15 protein-coding genes are annotated in these 14,620 nt (G+C 74.6%); 8 read left to right on the forward strand and 7 right to left on the reverse strand.

What is annotated here, in order from left to right; genetic code table 11:
* From KPF22_RS04825 to KPF22_RS04835, 3 genes are all read right to left on the reverse strand, one after another.
* Positions 1-459, reverse strand: coding sequence for a PepSY domain-containing protein (locus KPF22_RS04825; RefSeq protein WP_224401353.1), 459 nt, complete (start codon positions 457-459; stop codon positions 1-3).
* 107 nt (positions 460-566) lie between these two features.
* Positions 567-1,844 (reverse strand): HAMP domain-containing sensor histidine kinase, encoded by a 1,278-nt coding sequence (locus KPF22_RS04830; protein WP_224401354.1) that lies wholly within the window; start codon positions 1,842-1,844, stop codon positions 567-569.
* Entirely contained in the window at positions 1,844-2,554 is a 711-nt protein-coding gene (locus KPF22_RS04835) for a response regulator transcription factor (RefSeq protein ID WP_208818897.1), read from the reverse strand. The genes KPF22_RS04830 and KPF22_RS04835 overlap by 1 nt, the downstream gene beginning before the upstream one ends.
* A 102-nt stretch (positions 2,555-2,656) precedes the next feature.
* Between KPF22_RS04835 and KPF22_RS04840 the strand changes: the two genes are divergently transcribed.
* The gene (locus KPF22_RS04840; RefSeq protein WP_224401355.1) at positions 2,657-3,118 is read left to right on the forward strand and encodes a hypothetical protein; all 462 of its coding nucleotides are present in this window, start codon (positions 2,657-2,659) and stop codon (positions 3,116-3,118) included.
* 84 nt (positions 3,119-3,202) lie between these two features.
* Here the strand turns inward: KPF22_RS04840 and KPF22_RS04845 are convergent, their stop codons facing one another.
* The 3 genes from KPF22_RS04845 to KPF22_RS04855 form a co-directional block, all read right to left on the reverse strand.
* A complete protein-coding gene (locus KPF22_RS04845; protein ID WP_208818899.1) occupies positions 3,203-3,487 on the reverse strand; it encodes a MoaD/ThiS family protein in 285 nt (94 codons plus the stop codon).
* A gap of 2 nt (positions 3,488-3,489) precedes the next feature.
* On the reverse strand, positions 3,490-4,548 hold the full coding sequence (moaA, locus tag KPF22_RS04850) for a GTP 3',8-cyclase MoaA (protein WP_178375880.1): 1,059 nt from the start codon (positions 4,546-4,548) through the stop codon (positions 3,490-3,492).
* A gap of 152 nt (positions 4,549-4,700) precedes the next feature.
* Complete coding sequence (locus KPF22_RS04855) at positions 4,701-5,921, reverse strand: acyl-CoA dehydrogenase family protein (protein ID WP_374107455.1); 1,221 nt, start codon at positions 5,919-5,921, stop codon at positions 4,701-4,703.
* 107 nt (positions 5,922-6,028) lie between these two features.
* Here KPF22_RS04855 and KPF22_RS04860 point away from each other — a divergent pair, with 107 nt between their 5' ends.
* The 4 genes from KPF22_RS04860 (at position 6,029) to KPF22_RS04875 (ending at position 9,780) form a co-directional block, all read left to right on the forward strand.
* Positions 6,029-6,433 (forward strand): molybdopterin-binding protein, encoded by a 405-nt coding sequence (locus tag KPF22_RS04860; protein WP_062398137.1) that lies wholly within the window; start codon positions 6,029-6,031, stop codon positions 6,431-6,433.
* A gap of 95 nt (positions 6,434-6,528) precedes the next feature.
* Positions 6,529-7,302 (forward strand): ABC transporter permease, encoded by a 774-nt coding sequence (locus KPF22_RS04865; RefSeq protein WP_062403827.1) that lies wholly within the window; start codon positions 6,529-6,531, stop codon positions 7,300-7,302.
* Positions 7,299-8,414 (forward strand): sulfate/molybdate ABC transporter ATP-binding protein, encoded by a 1,116-nt coding sequence (locus KPF22_RS04870; RefSeq protein WP_374107456.1) that lies wholly within the window; start codon positions 7,299-7,301, stop codon positions 8,412-8,414. Before KPF22_RS04865 ends, KPF22_RS04870 begins: the two co-directional genes overlap by 4 nt.
* Before the next feature lie 184 nt (positions 8,415-8,598).
* Complete coding sequence (locus tag KPF22_RS04875) at positions 8,599-9,780, forward strand: S8 family peptidase (protein WP_224402376.1); 1,182 nt, start codon at positions 8,599-8,601, stop codon at positions 9,778-9,780.
* Here the strand turns inward: KPF22_RS04875 and KPF22_RS04880 are convergent.
* The gene (locus KPF22_RS04880) at positions 9,777-10,640 is read right to left on the reverse strand and encodes a hypothetical protein (protein ID WP_224401356.1); all 864 of its coding nucleotides are present in this window, start codon (positions 10,638-10,640) and stop codon (positions 9,777-9,779) included. The two genes, KPF22_RS04875 and KPF22_RS04880, sit on opposite strands and share 4 nt — an antisense overlap.
* Before the next feature lie 47 nt (positions 10,641-10,687).
* Between KPF22_RS04880 and KPF22_RS04885 the strand changes: the two genes are divergently transcribed.
* The 3 genes from KPF22_RS04885 (at position 10,688) to KPF22_RS04895 (ending at position 14,553) form a co-directional block, all read left to right on the forward strand.
* Positions 10,688-12,319, forward strand: a complete 1,632-nt coding sequence (locus KPF22_RS04885; protein ID WP_224401357.1) for a phosphatidylserine/phosphatidylglycerophosphate/cardiolipin synthase family protein — start codon at positions 10,688-10,690, stop codon at positions 12,317-12,319.
* A gap of 78 nt (positions 12,320-12,397) precedes the next feature.
* Complete coding sequence (locus KPF22_RS04890) at positions 12,398-14,062, forward strand: AMP-binding protein (protein ID WP_208818903.1); 1,665 nt, start codon at positions 12,398-12,400, stop codon at positions 14,060-14,062.
* A gap of 104 nt (positions 14,063-14,166) precedes the next feature.
* A complete protein-coding gene (locus tag KPF22_RS04895; RefSeq protein ID WP_062398128.1) occupies positions 14,167-14,553 on the forward strand; it encodes a cold-shock protein in 387 nt (128 codons plus the stop codon).
* The last annotated feature ends 67 nt before the right edge of the window (positions 14,554-14,620 follow it).

Raw genomic sequence — 14,620 nt, forward strand, 5'->3', positions numbered from 1 at the left:
TCAGCTGTCGTCACTGTCGTCGTCGGTGCGGTCGTCGTCGGTGCGGTCGTCGTCGGTGCGGTCGTTCCGGTCGATGTCGTGGTCGAGGACCTCACCGGTCGCGGCGTCGACGTCGACGTCGTGCCCGGCGTCGGCGGTGCGGACCTCGACCTCCCAGTGGTCGCGGCCGTCGGAGCGGGAGTCGTCGTCGCGGTCGTCGTCGCGGTCGTCGTCGGCGCGGTCGAACTCGACCTCCACGACCTGCCCGCCCCCGGCCCGCTCGACGGCGATCCGCTCGGCCGCGGCACGGTCCACCGCGGCACCAGCACCAGCGCCTGCGCCCGGTGCGGGGGCGGTGTCGGCGGTGCTCTGCGCGGCGGGGGTCACGGCGACCTCGGCCGGCGAGGCGCACGCGGCGCCGCCGCCGACGAGCAGCAGGCCGGTGGCGGCGAGGGCGGCGACGGAGATCTTCGAGGGCATCGGGATGTCCTTCCGGGAGGGGTCGTGCTGACACCGGTGACGATGCCGCGCTGTCGATCAACGGCGCGCTGCACGACCCCTAACGGCACCCCAAGATCGGTGCCCGCTCAGCCCGCGGGCGGCCCCAGCTCCAGCTCCACCCGCAGCCCGCCGCCGGCCGGGGAGAGCACCGTCAGCGCCCCGCCGCCCTGGTCGGCGGTGCGCCGGGCGATGTCGAGGCCCAGCCCCGTCGAGCCGCCGCCGCTGACCCCGCGGGAGGTCGGGTCGGTCCCGGGCGGCAGCCCCGGACCGTCGTCGTGCACGACGATCCGGGCGCCCCCGCCGGTCCGGGCCGACAGCTCGACGTCGAAGGCCGTGCCGTCGGGGGTGTGCGCGAAGACGTTGCCCAGCAGCGCGTCCACACACGCCTCCAGGTCGCCGGGTGCGCAGGCCACGGGCAGCGGGCCGTCGGCCAGGTGCAGGGTCACCGAGCGGTCGGTGTCCTCGGCCAGCACCCGCCAGAACTCCACCCGCTCCCGGACGACGGCCGCCGCGTCCGCGCTGCGGGTCGTGCCGCCGCGTCGCCGGGCCTGCTCGATCGCGCCCGTGACCGCGCGCCGGACACCGTCGACCCCGGCCGACAGCCGTGCGGACTCGTCCGGGTCGCGCAGGGCCTCGGCGTCGAGCTGCAGGGCGGTCAGCGGGGTGCGGACCCGGTGTGCCAGGTCCGCGACGTTCTCCCGCTCCTCGCGCAGCAGCTCCGAGATCCGCCCGGCCAGCCCGTTCAGCGCGCTCGCGACGACACCGAGCTCGGCCGGGGCGCCGGGGTCGGCGCGCGCGGACAGGTCCCCGGCCGCGAGCCGCTCCGACACCCCGGACAGGTCGGTGGTGGCGTCGACGAGGGTGCGGGCCAGCCGGTCCGCGAGCAGCAGCCCTCCGGCGAGCAGCACCAGCGACAACCCGCCCAGCAGCAGCCAGGAGCGGGTCACCCCGCGGGTGAGCTCGGCGTCGGGGACGAACACGCGGATCGCGGCGTTGCCGCCCGCGGCGCCGGTCACCGCGAACACCAGCTCGCGCCCGCCGGCCGCCTCGGTCGACGCGCTCGTGCCGAGCAGTCCCAGGCGGACGACCGGGCTGCGTGGTGCGGGCGCGCCGAGCACGGTGCCGTCGGGCAGGAACACCGAGACGTCGGAGGCGTCGCGGCCGTCGGCGTTCTGGACGGCGGGGACCAGCACCGACCGGTCCCCGCCCGCGACGGCCGGGGTCAGCACCTGGGCCTGGACGGTCGCCGCGGACACCGCCGAGCTCTCCGCGACCGAGCGGATCAGCGTCGCGAGCGGGACCGCGAACGCGACCAGCACCAGCAGCACGGTCGCCCCGACGAGGACGAGGATGCGCCGTCGCATCAGGCGGTGCCCTCCCCGGCCCCCGACGGCGCCGGCGGCGCGGACAGCCGGACCCCGACGCCGCGCACCGAGTGCAGGTAGCGCGGGGCCTGCGCGGTCTCGCCGAGCTTGCGGCGCAGCCACGACAGGTGCACGTCGACGGTCTTGTCGGCGCCGCCGTAGGGCTGCTGCCAGACCTCGGTCACCAGCTCCCGCTTGCTGACGACCTGGTCGGCGCGGGCGGCGAGGTGGTGCAGCAGGTCGAACTCGCGCGGGGTCAGCTCCAGCTCGGTGCCGTCGAGCACCGCGCGCCGCGAACGGGGGTCCACCGACAGCCCGCCGACGACGACGGAGGGGTCGCCCGCCCCGTCGCCGAGCCGGCGCAGCACCGCCCGGATCCGGGCGTCGAGCTGGGCGGCGGCGAACGGTTTGACCAGGTAGTCGTCGGCGCCCGCGTCGAGCACGGAGACGATCTCGGTCTCGTCGTCGCGGGCGGTCGCGACGATCACCGGCACCGTGCTGGCGCCCCGCAGCATCCGCAGCATGGTGGTGCCGTCCATGTCGGGCAGGCCGAGGTCGAGCACCACGAGGTCGGGCCGCTTCCCGACGGCGTGCTCCAGCCCGGCCATCGCGGTCGGTGCGGAGTCGACGGCGTGCCCCCGCTCGGTCAGCCCGCGGATGAGCGCTCCGCGGATGCCGGGGTCGTCCTCGACGATCAGGATCTGGGCCACGGAGGGAGAACCTATCCGCCGCGACCCGCCCGCGGCGGACACAGCCGTCGCTTGTGTCCCGTTTAGGGATCCGTTAACCGGGGTCCGGGGCATGCTGTGCGCGTGGAACGACCGACGCGCCCCGTCCTGCAGATCGCGCTCTGGACCGCCGCGGCCGCGGGTGCCCTGCTCCTGGGCCTGACGGCCGTCGGGAGCATCGGCAGCGACCTCGCGGGCACACAGACGCAGCCGCTCAGTGCCGAGCAGGTGGACGCCCGCCTGGCCCAGCAGGCCGCCACGGCCGCGCCACCGGCACCCGCGCCCGTCCCGACGACGGCACCCGCCTCCGCCCCGCCCGCGGTGGTGCAGGCCGGGACGGCGGGCAACGTCCTGGTCCGGTGCGACGGCACGACCCCGCGGATCGTGTCGGTCAACCCCGCGCAGGGCTGGGAGCGCGAGGACGACAAGGACATCGGCCCGGCCGAGGTCGTCTTCGACGGCGACGACGTCCCGGACGTCCGGGTCACGCTGAGCTGCACCGGTGGGGTGCCGACCGGCCGGGTCGCGACCGTCCCCGAGGACTGACCGACCGTCCCCGTGGACCGAGCGACCGCCCCCGAGGACCGAGCCGCCCGGACGGACCGGGCTCCCCGCCGGAGGCGCCGGGTCTCAGCCGCCGGCGAACGGCGGGAGCACGTCGAGCGTGGCCGCCCCGCCGACCGCGGTGGAGCGGTCGCGCACCGCCACCTCGTCGAGCAGGAAGCTGCAGCGCAGCAGCACCTGCCCCAGCTCCGGGCCGTGCGCGGTGCCGAGAGCGGCGACGGCGTCGGCCACCGTCGCGTCGCCGGGGAGCTCGACGGTCTCCTCACCGGTTCCGGCGGCCGCCTTGGCGGCGGCGAAGTAGCGGACGGTCAGCGTGCGGGTCACCAGGGGCGTGCTGAGCGAGGGGGTCATGCTCATCCTCCGATCGCGCTCATGGGGCGCGCGGGCTGCAGGAATCCGGGGTCGTCGATGCCGTGGCCCGCCTTCTTGCCCCACATCGCGTCGCGCCAGACGTCGGCGATCTCGGCGTCGGTCGCGCCGCCGCGGAGCATGGCGCGCAGGTCGGTCTCGCCGGTGGCGAACAGGCAGGTGCGGACCTGGCCGTCGGCGGTGAGGCGGGTCCGGTCGCAGGCCCCGCAGAACGGACGGGTCACCGAGGCGATCACCCCGACGGTGGCGGGGCCCCCGTTCACCACGAACCGCTCGGCCGGCGCACCGCCGCGGTCCTCGTCGGACGGGGTGAGCACGAAGCGCTCCTCGAGCCGCGCGAGGATCTCGTCGGCGGTGATCATCTCGGTGCGGCGCCAGCCGTGCTGGGCGTCGAGCGGCATCTGCTCGATGAAACGCAGCTGGTAGCCGTGGGTCAGCGCGAACTCCAGCAGGTCCGCGGCCTCGTCGTCGTTCACGCCGCGCAGCAGCACCGCGTTGATCTTCACCGGGGACAGGCCCGCGGCGTGCGCGGCGGCCATCCCGTCGATGACGTCCGACAGCCGGTCGCGCCGGGTGATCTGCGCGAACCGCTCCGGACGCAGGGTGTCCATCGAGACGTTGAGCCGGTTCACCCCGGAGGCCGCGAGGGCCTCGGCGCGGCGGGCGAGCCCGATGCCGTTGGTGGTCAGCGAGATGTCCGGACGGGGCTCCAGCGCCGACGCCGCGGAGAAGATCTCCTCCAGGCCCTTGCGCAGCAGCGGCTCCCCGCCGGTGAAGCGCAGCTCCTCGATCCCGAGGTCGCGCACCGCCAGCGCGATCAGCCGGTTGAGCTCCGCGTCGGTCAGCTGCTCCTCGCGTGGCATCCAGTCCAGGCCCTCGGCGGGCATGCAGTAGGTGCAGCGCAGGTTGCAGCGGTCGGTGAGCGAGATCCGCAGGTCGGTCGCGACCCGTCCGAACCCGTCGACGAGACGGGGGTCGGCCGGTCGGGCCGGGTCGCGGGACGTGCCGCCCCGCAGCGACGGCAGGCCGAGCTCGGTGGTCATGGGCCCGAGGCTAACCCCCGCCGTGCGGGCCCGCCCAGGGCGGGTTTTCGCAGCTCAGAACCGTGATCCGCACCCGCGGACGTGGTCGGGCCCACGCCGTCGCAGGTGCGGAACTAGTCATCGTGTACCTAGTCGAAAGGACAGGGACACGATTACTTCCGGTGGGCCTTCAGCTCCTGCCGGGCCACCGAGCGGATGTGCACCTCGTCCGGCCCGTCGGCGAAGCGCAGGGCGCGCGCCCAGGCGTAGAAATAGGCCAGCGGGGTGTCGTCGCTCATCGCGGCCCCGCCGTGCACCTGCATCGCCCGGTCGATCACGGTGCACGCCATCCGCGGCACGACGACCTTGATCGCGGCGATCTCGGTGGCCGCGCCCTTCGCGCCGTGGTTGTCGATCAGCCACGCCGTCTTGAGCGTCAGCAGCCGGGCCTGCTCGATCTCCATCCGGCACAGCGCGATCTGCTCGCGCACCACGCCCTGCTCGGCCAGCGGCTTGCCGAACGCGACCCGCGCCTGGGCGCGCTCGGTCATCAGGTGCAGCGCGCGCTCGGCCATGCCGATCAGCCGCATGCAGTGGTGGATGCGGCCGGGGCCGAGCCGGGCCTGGGCGATGGCGAACCCGCCGCCCTCCTCGCCGAGCAGGTTCGACGCCGGCACCCGCACGCCCTCGAGGCGCAGCTCGGAGTGCCCGTGCTGGTCCTGGAAGCCGAACGTCGGCAGGTGCCGCTCGATCGTCAGTCCGGGGGTGTCGCGCGGGACGAGGATCATCGACTGCCGGCGGTGCGTCGACACGGTGTCGTCGCTGTCGTCGGCGGTCTTGCCCATGACGATGAAGATCCGGCAGCGCTCGTCCGCGGCACCGGAGATCCACCACTTGCGGCCGTCGATGACGTAGTCGTCGCCGTCGCGCCGGATCCGGGTCTCGATGTTCGTGGCGTCCGACGACGCGACGTCCGGCTCGGTCATCGCGAACGCCGAGCGGATCTCGCCGTCGAGCAGCGGCTCCAGCCACTGCTGCTTCTGCTCGTCGGTGCCGAACAGGTGGAGCGTCTCCATGTTCCCGGTGTCCGGGGCCTGGCAGTTGATCGCCTCCGGCGCGATGACCGGGGACCAGCCGGAGACCTCCGCGACCGGCGCGTACTCCAGGTTCGACAGCCCCGAGAGGTCCGGCAGGAACAGGTTCCACAGGCCGCGCCCGCGGGCCTTCGCCTTCAGCTCCTCGACCACCGGGGGCAGGGCCCACTCCTCCGGGGTGCCGCGCCGCTCGGCCCGGAACGCGTCGTAGGAGGCCTCGGCCGGGAGGACCTCCTCGTCGAGGAAGGCGCGCATGCGCGCGGTGTAGTCGGCCGCCACGGCGCTGGGTGCGAAGTCCACGGCACCGATCAGACCATAGGTCCGCAGGCCCCGGCAGCGCGCGATCCCGACATCGTGCGGGGTATCCACCGTGGCACCCCCGCAGGCGCGACCATAGTATCCGGGTCGTGCCGCACTTCAGGATCTCCGAGGCCGCCCGACTGCTCGGCGTCAGCGACGACACCGTCCGCCGCTGGGTGGACGCGGGGACGCTGCCGGTGCAGGCGGACGCCTCGAACCGCAAGGTCATCGACGGAGCCGCGCTCGCCGCGTTCGCCCGCGATCACGCGTCCGCCCCGCCGGACCCCTCGGTGGTGCAGCGCTCGGCCCGCAACCGCATGGTCGGCCTGGTCACCTCGGTGCTGGCCGACACGGTGATGGCCCAGGTCGAGATGCAGTGCGGCCCGCACCGCGTGGTGTCGCTGATGAGCAGCGAGGCCGTGCGCGACCTCGGTCTCGAGCCCGGGGCGCTCGCGGTGGCGGTGATCAAGTCGACGAACGTGGTGGTGGAGACGCCGGGCGGGCACCTGTGACCCCCGGGGCCGGCACCGCCCCCGCGCCGGCCCCGACCCGGCGCCGCGAGGGCGCCGCCGACCGCCACGGCACGGGCGTCGGACTGCCGGTCTGGATGTGGGTCCCGGCCGGCATCGGCTTCCTGGTCATCGCGCTGCCCGTGCTCGGGCTGCTGTGGGAGGCCGACTGGGCGGAGACCCCCCGCCTGCTCACCAGCGATGCCGCGCTGTCGGCGCTGCGCCTGTCGCTGCTCACCGCGGCGATCTCCACGACGCTGTGCCTGCTGCTCGGCGGGCCGCTCGCGGTGGTCCTGGCCCGCGGCCGGATCAACCGGCTGCCCCGCCTGATGCGCGCGGTCCGCTCGGTCGTCCTGCTCCCGCTGGTGCTGCCGCCGGTCGTCGGCGGGCTCTCGCTGCTGTTCCTGCTCGGTGCGAACGGCCTGGTCGGGCAGGGCCTGGACACCGCGTTCGGGATCTTCATCCCGTTCTCGACGGCCGCGGTGGTCCTGGCGCAGACCTTCGTCGCCATGCCGTTCCTCATCGTGTCGCTGGAGGGCGCCCTGCGGACCGCGGGAGAGCGCTACGAGGCGACCGCGGCCACCCTCGGCGCGTCGCCGGGGCTGGCCTTCCGCCGGGTCACCGTGCCGCTGGTGCTGCCCGGACTGGCGTCCGGGCTGGTGCTGGCCTTCGCCCGCTGCATGGGCGAGTTCGGGGCGACGATCGCGTTCGCCGGCAGCCTGGAGGGCACCACCCGGACCCTGCCGCTGCTGGTCTACCTGCAGGGCGAGACCGACGTCGCGGGAGCGGTCGCGCTGTCGCTGCTGCTGGTCGTCGTGTCGCTGGTCGTGATCGTCGTCGGGCGTCCGCGCGGGCTGGACGGCCGCGGATGAGCAGCGGCGGCGACACGGTCGAGCCCGGTGTGGACATGAGGGCGCGGCTGGACCGGGACGGGTTCGCCCTGGACATGGAGCTGTCGGTCGCCGCGGGCGAGGTGCTCGCGGTGCTCGGCCCGAACGGGGCGGGCAAGTCCACGATGCTCGGCATCCTGTCCGGGCTGCTGCGCCCGGACTCCGGGCACCTGCGCGTCGACGGCCGGACCCTGCTCGACACCGCCGACGGGACCTTCGTCCCGCCGCACCGGCGCGGTGTCGGGCTGCTCGCCCAGGAGCCGCTGCTGTTCCCGCACCTGTCGGCGCTGGCGAACGTCGCGTTCGGGCCGCGTGCGCAGGGCACGCCCCGCGCCGCGGCCGACTCCCGGGCCCGCGAGCTGCTCGACGCCGTCGGTGTCGGCGGGCTCGCCGCCCGCCGCCCCGCGCAGCTGTCCGGCGGGCAGCAGCAGCGGGTCGCGCTGGCCCGCGCGCTGGCGCCCGGGCCGGGGCTGCTGCTGCTCGACGAGCCGCTCGCCGCCCTCGACGTCGACGCCACCCCCGCGATGCGCACCCTGCTGCGCCGGGTCATCGCCGACGGCAAGCAGACCGCCCTGCTGGTCACCCACGACGCGCTCGACGCGCTCGTGCTCGCCGACCGCGTCGTCGTGCTGGACCGGGGCCGGATCGTCGAGTCCGGCCCCGCCCGGGACGTCCTGGCCCGGCCGCGGAGCGCGTTCTCCGCCCGCATCGCCGGCCTGGACCTGGTGCCGGGCGTGGCCGAGGGCTCCGGGGTGCGTACCGCGGACGGGACCGAGATCCGGGGCCGGGTCGTCGAGGTGGCCGAGGGGGAGCCCGCCGTCGCGGTGTTCCCGCCGTCCGCGGTCGCGGTGCACGCGATCAGGCCCGAGGGCAGCCCGCGCAACGTCGTCCCGGTCCGGATCGCCGCGCTGGAGCCGCGCGGGGACACCGTGCGGCTGCGGGCCGCACCCGTCGCCGGAGGGCCGGACTGGGTGTCCGGACTGGCCGCCGACGTCACCCCGGCCGCCGTCGCCGAACTGGGTGTCGAACCCGGTCACGAGGTGTGGTTCGCGGTGAAGGCGACCGAGGTCGCCGTGCACGGCCGGCACGCCTGAGGGCCGCGGCCGATCCGCTGATCGTGCAGCTCGGAGCCCTGCCGGGCCCCGGTCGGCAGGCCTCCCCGGCACCGCCGGTACCGAAACGCTCCGTCACCCGGGTGGTCCCAGGTGTCACCCGGGCCACCATCGTGTCTCTCGCACCAGGCGTCACAGGCGCATAGCGTCGCTGTCCGTGAGCCCCATGCGTCCCCGCGCCGCCCGTCTGGTCACTGCCGGTGTCCTGGCGATCGCGCTCGGTGTTCCTCTCGCACCGACGGCGTCCGCCGCCGGGACGGCGCCGTCGGCACCCGCCGGGTACCTGGTGCAGACGGCGACCGACGGGCAGACGCGGGCCGCCGCGGAGTCCGTCGGCGTCGAGCCGAAGGTCACCTTCGACAGCGTGGTGCACGGCTTCGCCGCGGACCTCACCCCCGCCCAGGCGACCGAGCTGCGCGACCGGCCCGGCGTCGTCGGGGTGGAGGAGGACCGCACGATCTCTCCGCTCGACCCGCAGGCCGTCCACCAGGACGCGCCGGTCGGCCCGCCCGCGGGTGCCGAGCAGGCGCCGGGCAACTGGGGGCTCGACCGCATCGACCAGCCGAACCTGCCGCTGGACGGGCAGTACCGGCACACCGCGACCGGAGCCGGCGTGGACGTGTTCGTCCTCGACACCGGCGTCGACGCGAGCCACCCGCAGTTCGGCGGCCGGGCGAGGCTCGAGCTCAACACGATCGACCGGACCGACACCGACTGCGACGGGCACGGCACCGTCGTCGCCGGGATCGCCGCGTCGACGGACTACGGCGTGGCCCCGGGCGCGACCGTGCGCGCGGTGAAGGTGCTCGACTGCAACGGCACCGGGACGCTGTCGTCGCTGATCTCCGGTCTGGACTGGGTGTCGAAGAACAAGCGCGGCCCCGCGGTCGCGGTGATGTCGTGGAGCTACGGCGGCTCGCCGATGCTCCAGCAGGCCGTGCAGCGCATGATCGACTCCGGGGTGTTCGCGGCCTCCTCGGCCGGCAACACCGGCGGCGACGACTGCACCGCGCTGCCCCGTGCGATCGGTGACGTGCTGGTCGTCGCGAACTCGACGATCGACGACAAGCGCTCGTCGAACTCCTCGACCGGCCGTTGCGTCTCGCTCTACGCACCGGGCACCCGGATCGTCGCGCCGGTCCCCGGGGGCGGCACCGCCTCCTACAGCGGGACCTCGATGGCCGCGCCCTTCGCGGCCGGGGTGGCGGCGCTGTACAAGCAGGCCCGCGGCGACGCGCCGGCCACCACCGTCAAGAAGTGGATCGTCGACAACGCGGTGCCGGGGAAGATCGACGGCGGCGGCACCGGCGGTACCCCGAACCGGCTGCTGCAGACCGGCGGGCTCTAGGCCCGGGTCTCGTCGGCCCACTCCCACAGCTCGTACACGGGCTGGTCGAGCAGGTCGTTCAGCTCGGCGGGCGACACCGACGGCGTCGCGAGCCACAGCAGCTGGTCGGTCCACAGCCAGGCGATCCGAGGCGCGCCGCGGTCGCGCAGGGCACGGGCGGCGGCGACGAGCGGGCCGGGGTCGAGGGCCTTCGGGTGGCCGGCGGTCACGGCCGCGACGGCCGTGCCGTCCACCTCGACCGACGCTCCGGCGACGGCGACCCGGTGGTCCGGACCGGCGAGCCGGTCGAGCGCGGCGGCGTGCTCGGCGGGGTCCTGCTCGGCCCAGGTCGGGAGGAGGGCCAGCAAGGCGTCCCAGCCGTCCGGCCCGGCCTCGCCCAGCGCGCCCAGCACGGCCCCGGTCGTGACCGGCTCGCCGTGGTCGGCGACCCCGCCGGCCAGCGCATCGGGCTCGACGACGCCGGACGGCAGCACCCCCGCACGCTCGAGTACCGCGACCGTGTGCGCCAGCCGTTCCCGGCCCTCGGCCGACAGGTCCGGGGCGACCCGTGCCGCGACGGGCGGCGCCGGGGTCGTCGGCGACCCGGGCAGCGGCGTCGGCAGCACCACGGGCACCGGGACCGGGGGTGCTGCCGCGTCCGCGCGGTCCGCCGCCCGCCACGAGCGCCACGCCATCAGCCCGAACACCGCGACCGCGGCCGCGGCCAGCAGGAACGGGAACGCACGGTCGAGCGATCCCCGGCCCGGCGCCCCCACCATCTCGATCTGCACCCCGGTCACGACGAACCAGCCGCCGACCACCACCGCGCCCGTCGCCGCGACGGCCGCGGAGACCCGGTCCACCGTTCCCGGACGTGCCATGCCCGCAGAGTAGGCGCGACCCCCGGCGCGCCGGATAGCGTCCGGGCATGCCCGGCTCCCCGCCCGCCGACCTGGCGTCGCTGACCCGTCGCTACCTGGCCCCCGCCACCCCGGACTGCCCCACCTTCGTCGAGGACACCGAGTGGGAGCCGATCGTCGACGGCGTCGACTACTTCGCCCGACTGCGGGCGCTGTTCGACCGGGCCGGACCGGGGGACACGGTGCTGGTCACCGGTCTGAACCTGGAACCGGACATGGACCTGAACGGTCTCGACCCGGACGAGGACGGCTACGAGGCCCTCGCCGACCGCTTCGCCCGTCTGGTCGACGCCGGCGTGGACGTGCGGGTGCTGCTCACCGCGGCGCTGTTCTCCGGATCGGTGCCCGGCGTGGCGATCGGCCCGTTCCGGGCGAACGCGTTCGCCGCGCTGGAGCTGCGCCGCCGCCCGCAGCTCGCCGGGCGGGTGCTGCTGGACTGGTCCGGCTCCGGGATCGGCTGTCACCACCAGAAGGTGGTGCTCGCCCACGTCCGCGGGGAGCTGACCGCGTTCGTCGGCGGGCTGGACCTGTCGGCCAACCGGTTCGACGCCGAGCCGCACGACCGGCTCTCGATCGGTGAGGAACGCTGGGGCTGGCACGACGGCGCCGCCGCGCTGCACGGGCCCGGCGCGGCCCGGGTGTGGGAGGTGTACCGGGGCCGGTGGACCGAGGCGGCGACGCTGCCGCCGCGCCGGTTCATGGTCACCCCCACCGACTGGGAGCCGATGAACCCCGAGCCGTTCCGGCGCGACCTGCCGCCGTCGCCGCCCGCCCCGCCGCGCTCCGCGCCCGGCACCGCGGTGCAGGTGCTGCGCTCGCTGCGGCCGTGGAAGATCGACCACTTCGGGATGCTCTACCGGCGGCACTGGACGGTGCTGCCCCGCAACGGCGCCCAGGAGGTCTTCCACACCCTGTCCACCGCGATCCGCGGTGCGCGCCGCTACGTCTACCTGGAGGACCAGTACTTCTTCGAGGTCCCGGGCGGGCGCCGGGCGTTCCGGCTCTACGGGCTGCTGCGCGACGCCGCCGCCCGCGGGGTGAAGGTCGTGCTCGTGTGCTCCGGGCGCAAGGATCCGGTCGACGCCGGGGTGAACAAGTTCCGCCGCCGCGTCACCGGCGACGTCCAGCGTGGGGTGATCGACCAGCTCGATCCGGGCGACCGCGGCAACGTGATCATGCACCGGATCGAGGACCTCACCGTCCACACCAAGCTGGCGCTGGTCGACGACGTCTTCGCCTCCGTCGGGTCGGCCAACTTCTTCTCCCGCTCGATGCGCGGCACCGACACCGAGCTCTCGACGGCGTTCGTCACCACCGGCGACCAGGTGCGCGACCTGCGGGTACGGCTGTGGGCCGAGCACCTGCGCACCGAGCTGACCGACGAGCTCGCGCCCCGGCTGGCCGACCTGGACCTCGCGCTGGGCATGTGGCGCCCGGAGTGGCTGCCGCCGGACGCGCCGGCCGGCACCTGGCGGGTGCCCGGCTACCCCGCCGGGTTCGCCCCGGCCGAACGGGTGCTGGTGCCGGTCGGTCCGTGGCCGGAGCCGTCGCCGCGGCCGCTGCGCCGCGCGGCCCACGGGGCGCGGCGCGGGGCGGCGAAGGTCGCCGAGTCGGGGAGGCGGCGCCTGTCCTCGTCCTGACCGACGGGTGTTGGCAACCGCGTCGTCCGGGGCGAGGATGTGACGACCCGCACCGAACCGCCCGAGGAGTACGACGTCGTGACCTCAGCCGCCGCAACCCCCGCCGTCCCGTCCTACGCGTCCGGGACCTCGGACACGCCGTTGCTCGGCGACACCATCGGTGACGACCTCGACCGCACCGTCGCCCGCGTCCCCGACAACGACGCGCTCGTCGAGGTGCAGACCGGGCGCCGCTGGACCTACCGCGAGCTGCGGACCGCCGTCGACGACCTGGCCACCGGGCTGCTCGCCGCCGGTCTCACCGTGGGGGACCGGGTCGGGATCTGGTCGCCGAACACCGCGGAGTGGACGCTGACCCAGTTCGCGACGGCCAAGATCGGCGTCGTCCTGGTCAACATCAACCCGTCCTACCGGACCCACGAGCTGGAGTTCGTGCTCAAGCAGGCCGGGATCTCGACGCTGGTGTCGGCGTCGTCGTTCAAGACCTCCGACTACGAGAAGATGATCGCCGAGGTCCGGGCGGACTGTCCCGACCTGCAGCGCGTCGTGATCACCGGCTCCCCCGAGTGGGACGCGCTGGCCGCGGGCGACGCCTCCCGCCGCGACGAGCTGGCGCAGGTGCAGGCGTCGCTGACGGCCGACGACCCGATCAACATCCAGTACACGTCCGGGACGACCGGGTTCCCGAAGGGCGCGACGCTGTCGCACCACAACATCCTGAACAACGGCTACTACGTCGGCCGGACCTGTGGGTACACCGAGGCCGACCGGGTCTGCATCCCGGTGCCCTTCTACCACTGCTTCGGCATGGTCATGGGCAACCTCGCCTGCTCCAGCAGCGGCGCGACGATGGTCATCCCGGCGCCGGGCTTCGACCCGAAGGCGACCCTGCACGCCGTGCAGCAGGAGCGCTGCACCTCGCTCTACGGGGTGCCGACGATGTTCATCGCCGAGCTCAACGACCCCGGCTTCGGCGACTACGACCTGTCCAGCCTGCGTACCGGGATCATGGCCGGCTCGCCGTGCCCGGTCGAGGTGATGAAGCAGGTCGTCGACCGGATGGGCATGACCGAGGTGACCATCGCCTACGGCATGACCGAGACCAGCCCGGTGTCCACCCAGACCCGCGCCGACGACTCCCTCGAGCGCCGGGTGTCCACGGTCGGGCGGGTGCACCCGCACCTGGAGGTCAAGGTCGTCGACCCGGAGACCGGCCGGACGCTGCCGCGCGGCGAGCCGGGCGAGCTGTGCACCCGTGGCTACTCGGTGATGCTGGGCTACTGGGAGCAGCCGGAGAAGACCGCCGAGGTCATCGACCGCGCACGCTGGATGCACACCGGCGACCTCGCCGTGATGGACGACGAGGGCTACCTCAACATCACCGGCCGGATCAAGGACATGGTCATCCGCGGCGGCGAGAACGTGTACCCGCGCGAGATCGAGGAGTTCCTCTACACCCACCCCGACGTCGTCGACGCCCAGGTGATCGGTGTCCCCGACGAGCGCTACGGCGAGGAGCTCTGCGCCTGGGTGGTGCTGCGCGAGGGCGCCGCGCCCATGACCGCCGACACGCTGCGCGAGTTCGCCACCGGGAAGCTGGCGCACTACAAGATCCCGCGCTACGTGCTCGTCGTCGACGAGTTCCCGATGACGGTCACCGGCAAGGTCCGCAAGGTCGAGATGCGGGAGAAGTCGGTCGGGCTGCTGGAGCTGGAGGACGCGGCGAACGTCCGAAACGCCTGACCCGGACGGGTCCCCAGGCGTACCATCGGTGACGGCGCGTCCGGCGAGCCCGGGCGCGTTTGTCGTGCACGCAGCAACACAGCAAGCAGGAATCGAGGACGACGGTGCCCACCGGCAGGGTGAAGTGGTACGACGCGGAGAAGGGCTTCGGCTTCCTCTCCCAGGACGGCGGTGAGGACGTCTACGTGCGCAAGGCGGCGCTGCCGTCCGGCGTGGAGGCGCTCAAGTCCGGCCAGCGGGTCGAGTTCGGGATGGCCGAGGGCCGCCGCGGGCCGCAGGCGCTCTCCGTGCGCATCGTCGAGAAGCAGGCGTCCGCGGTGGAGAACGCGCGCCGCCCCGCCGAGGAGCTGCACGGTCTGATCGAGGACATGATGGGTCTGCTGGAGAACAAGATCCAGCCGGCGTTGCGGCACGGGCGCTACCCGGACCGCAAGACCTGCAAGCTGGCCGCCGAGGTCGTGCGGGCCGTCGCCCGCGACCTGGACGGCTGACCGGGGCGCTGCCGGGCGCGGCGGAATGGCGGCGGGTGCGGGCGGCGTTGGGGCGACTGTGCGCCTG

Origin of the sequence: Pseudonocardia sp. ICBG1034 (assembly GCF_020131375.1) — a bacterium.
Taxonomy (GTDB): Bacteria; Actinomycetota; Actinomycetes; order Mycobacteriales; family Pseudonocardiaceae; genus Pseudonocardia; species Pseudonocardia alni.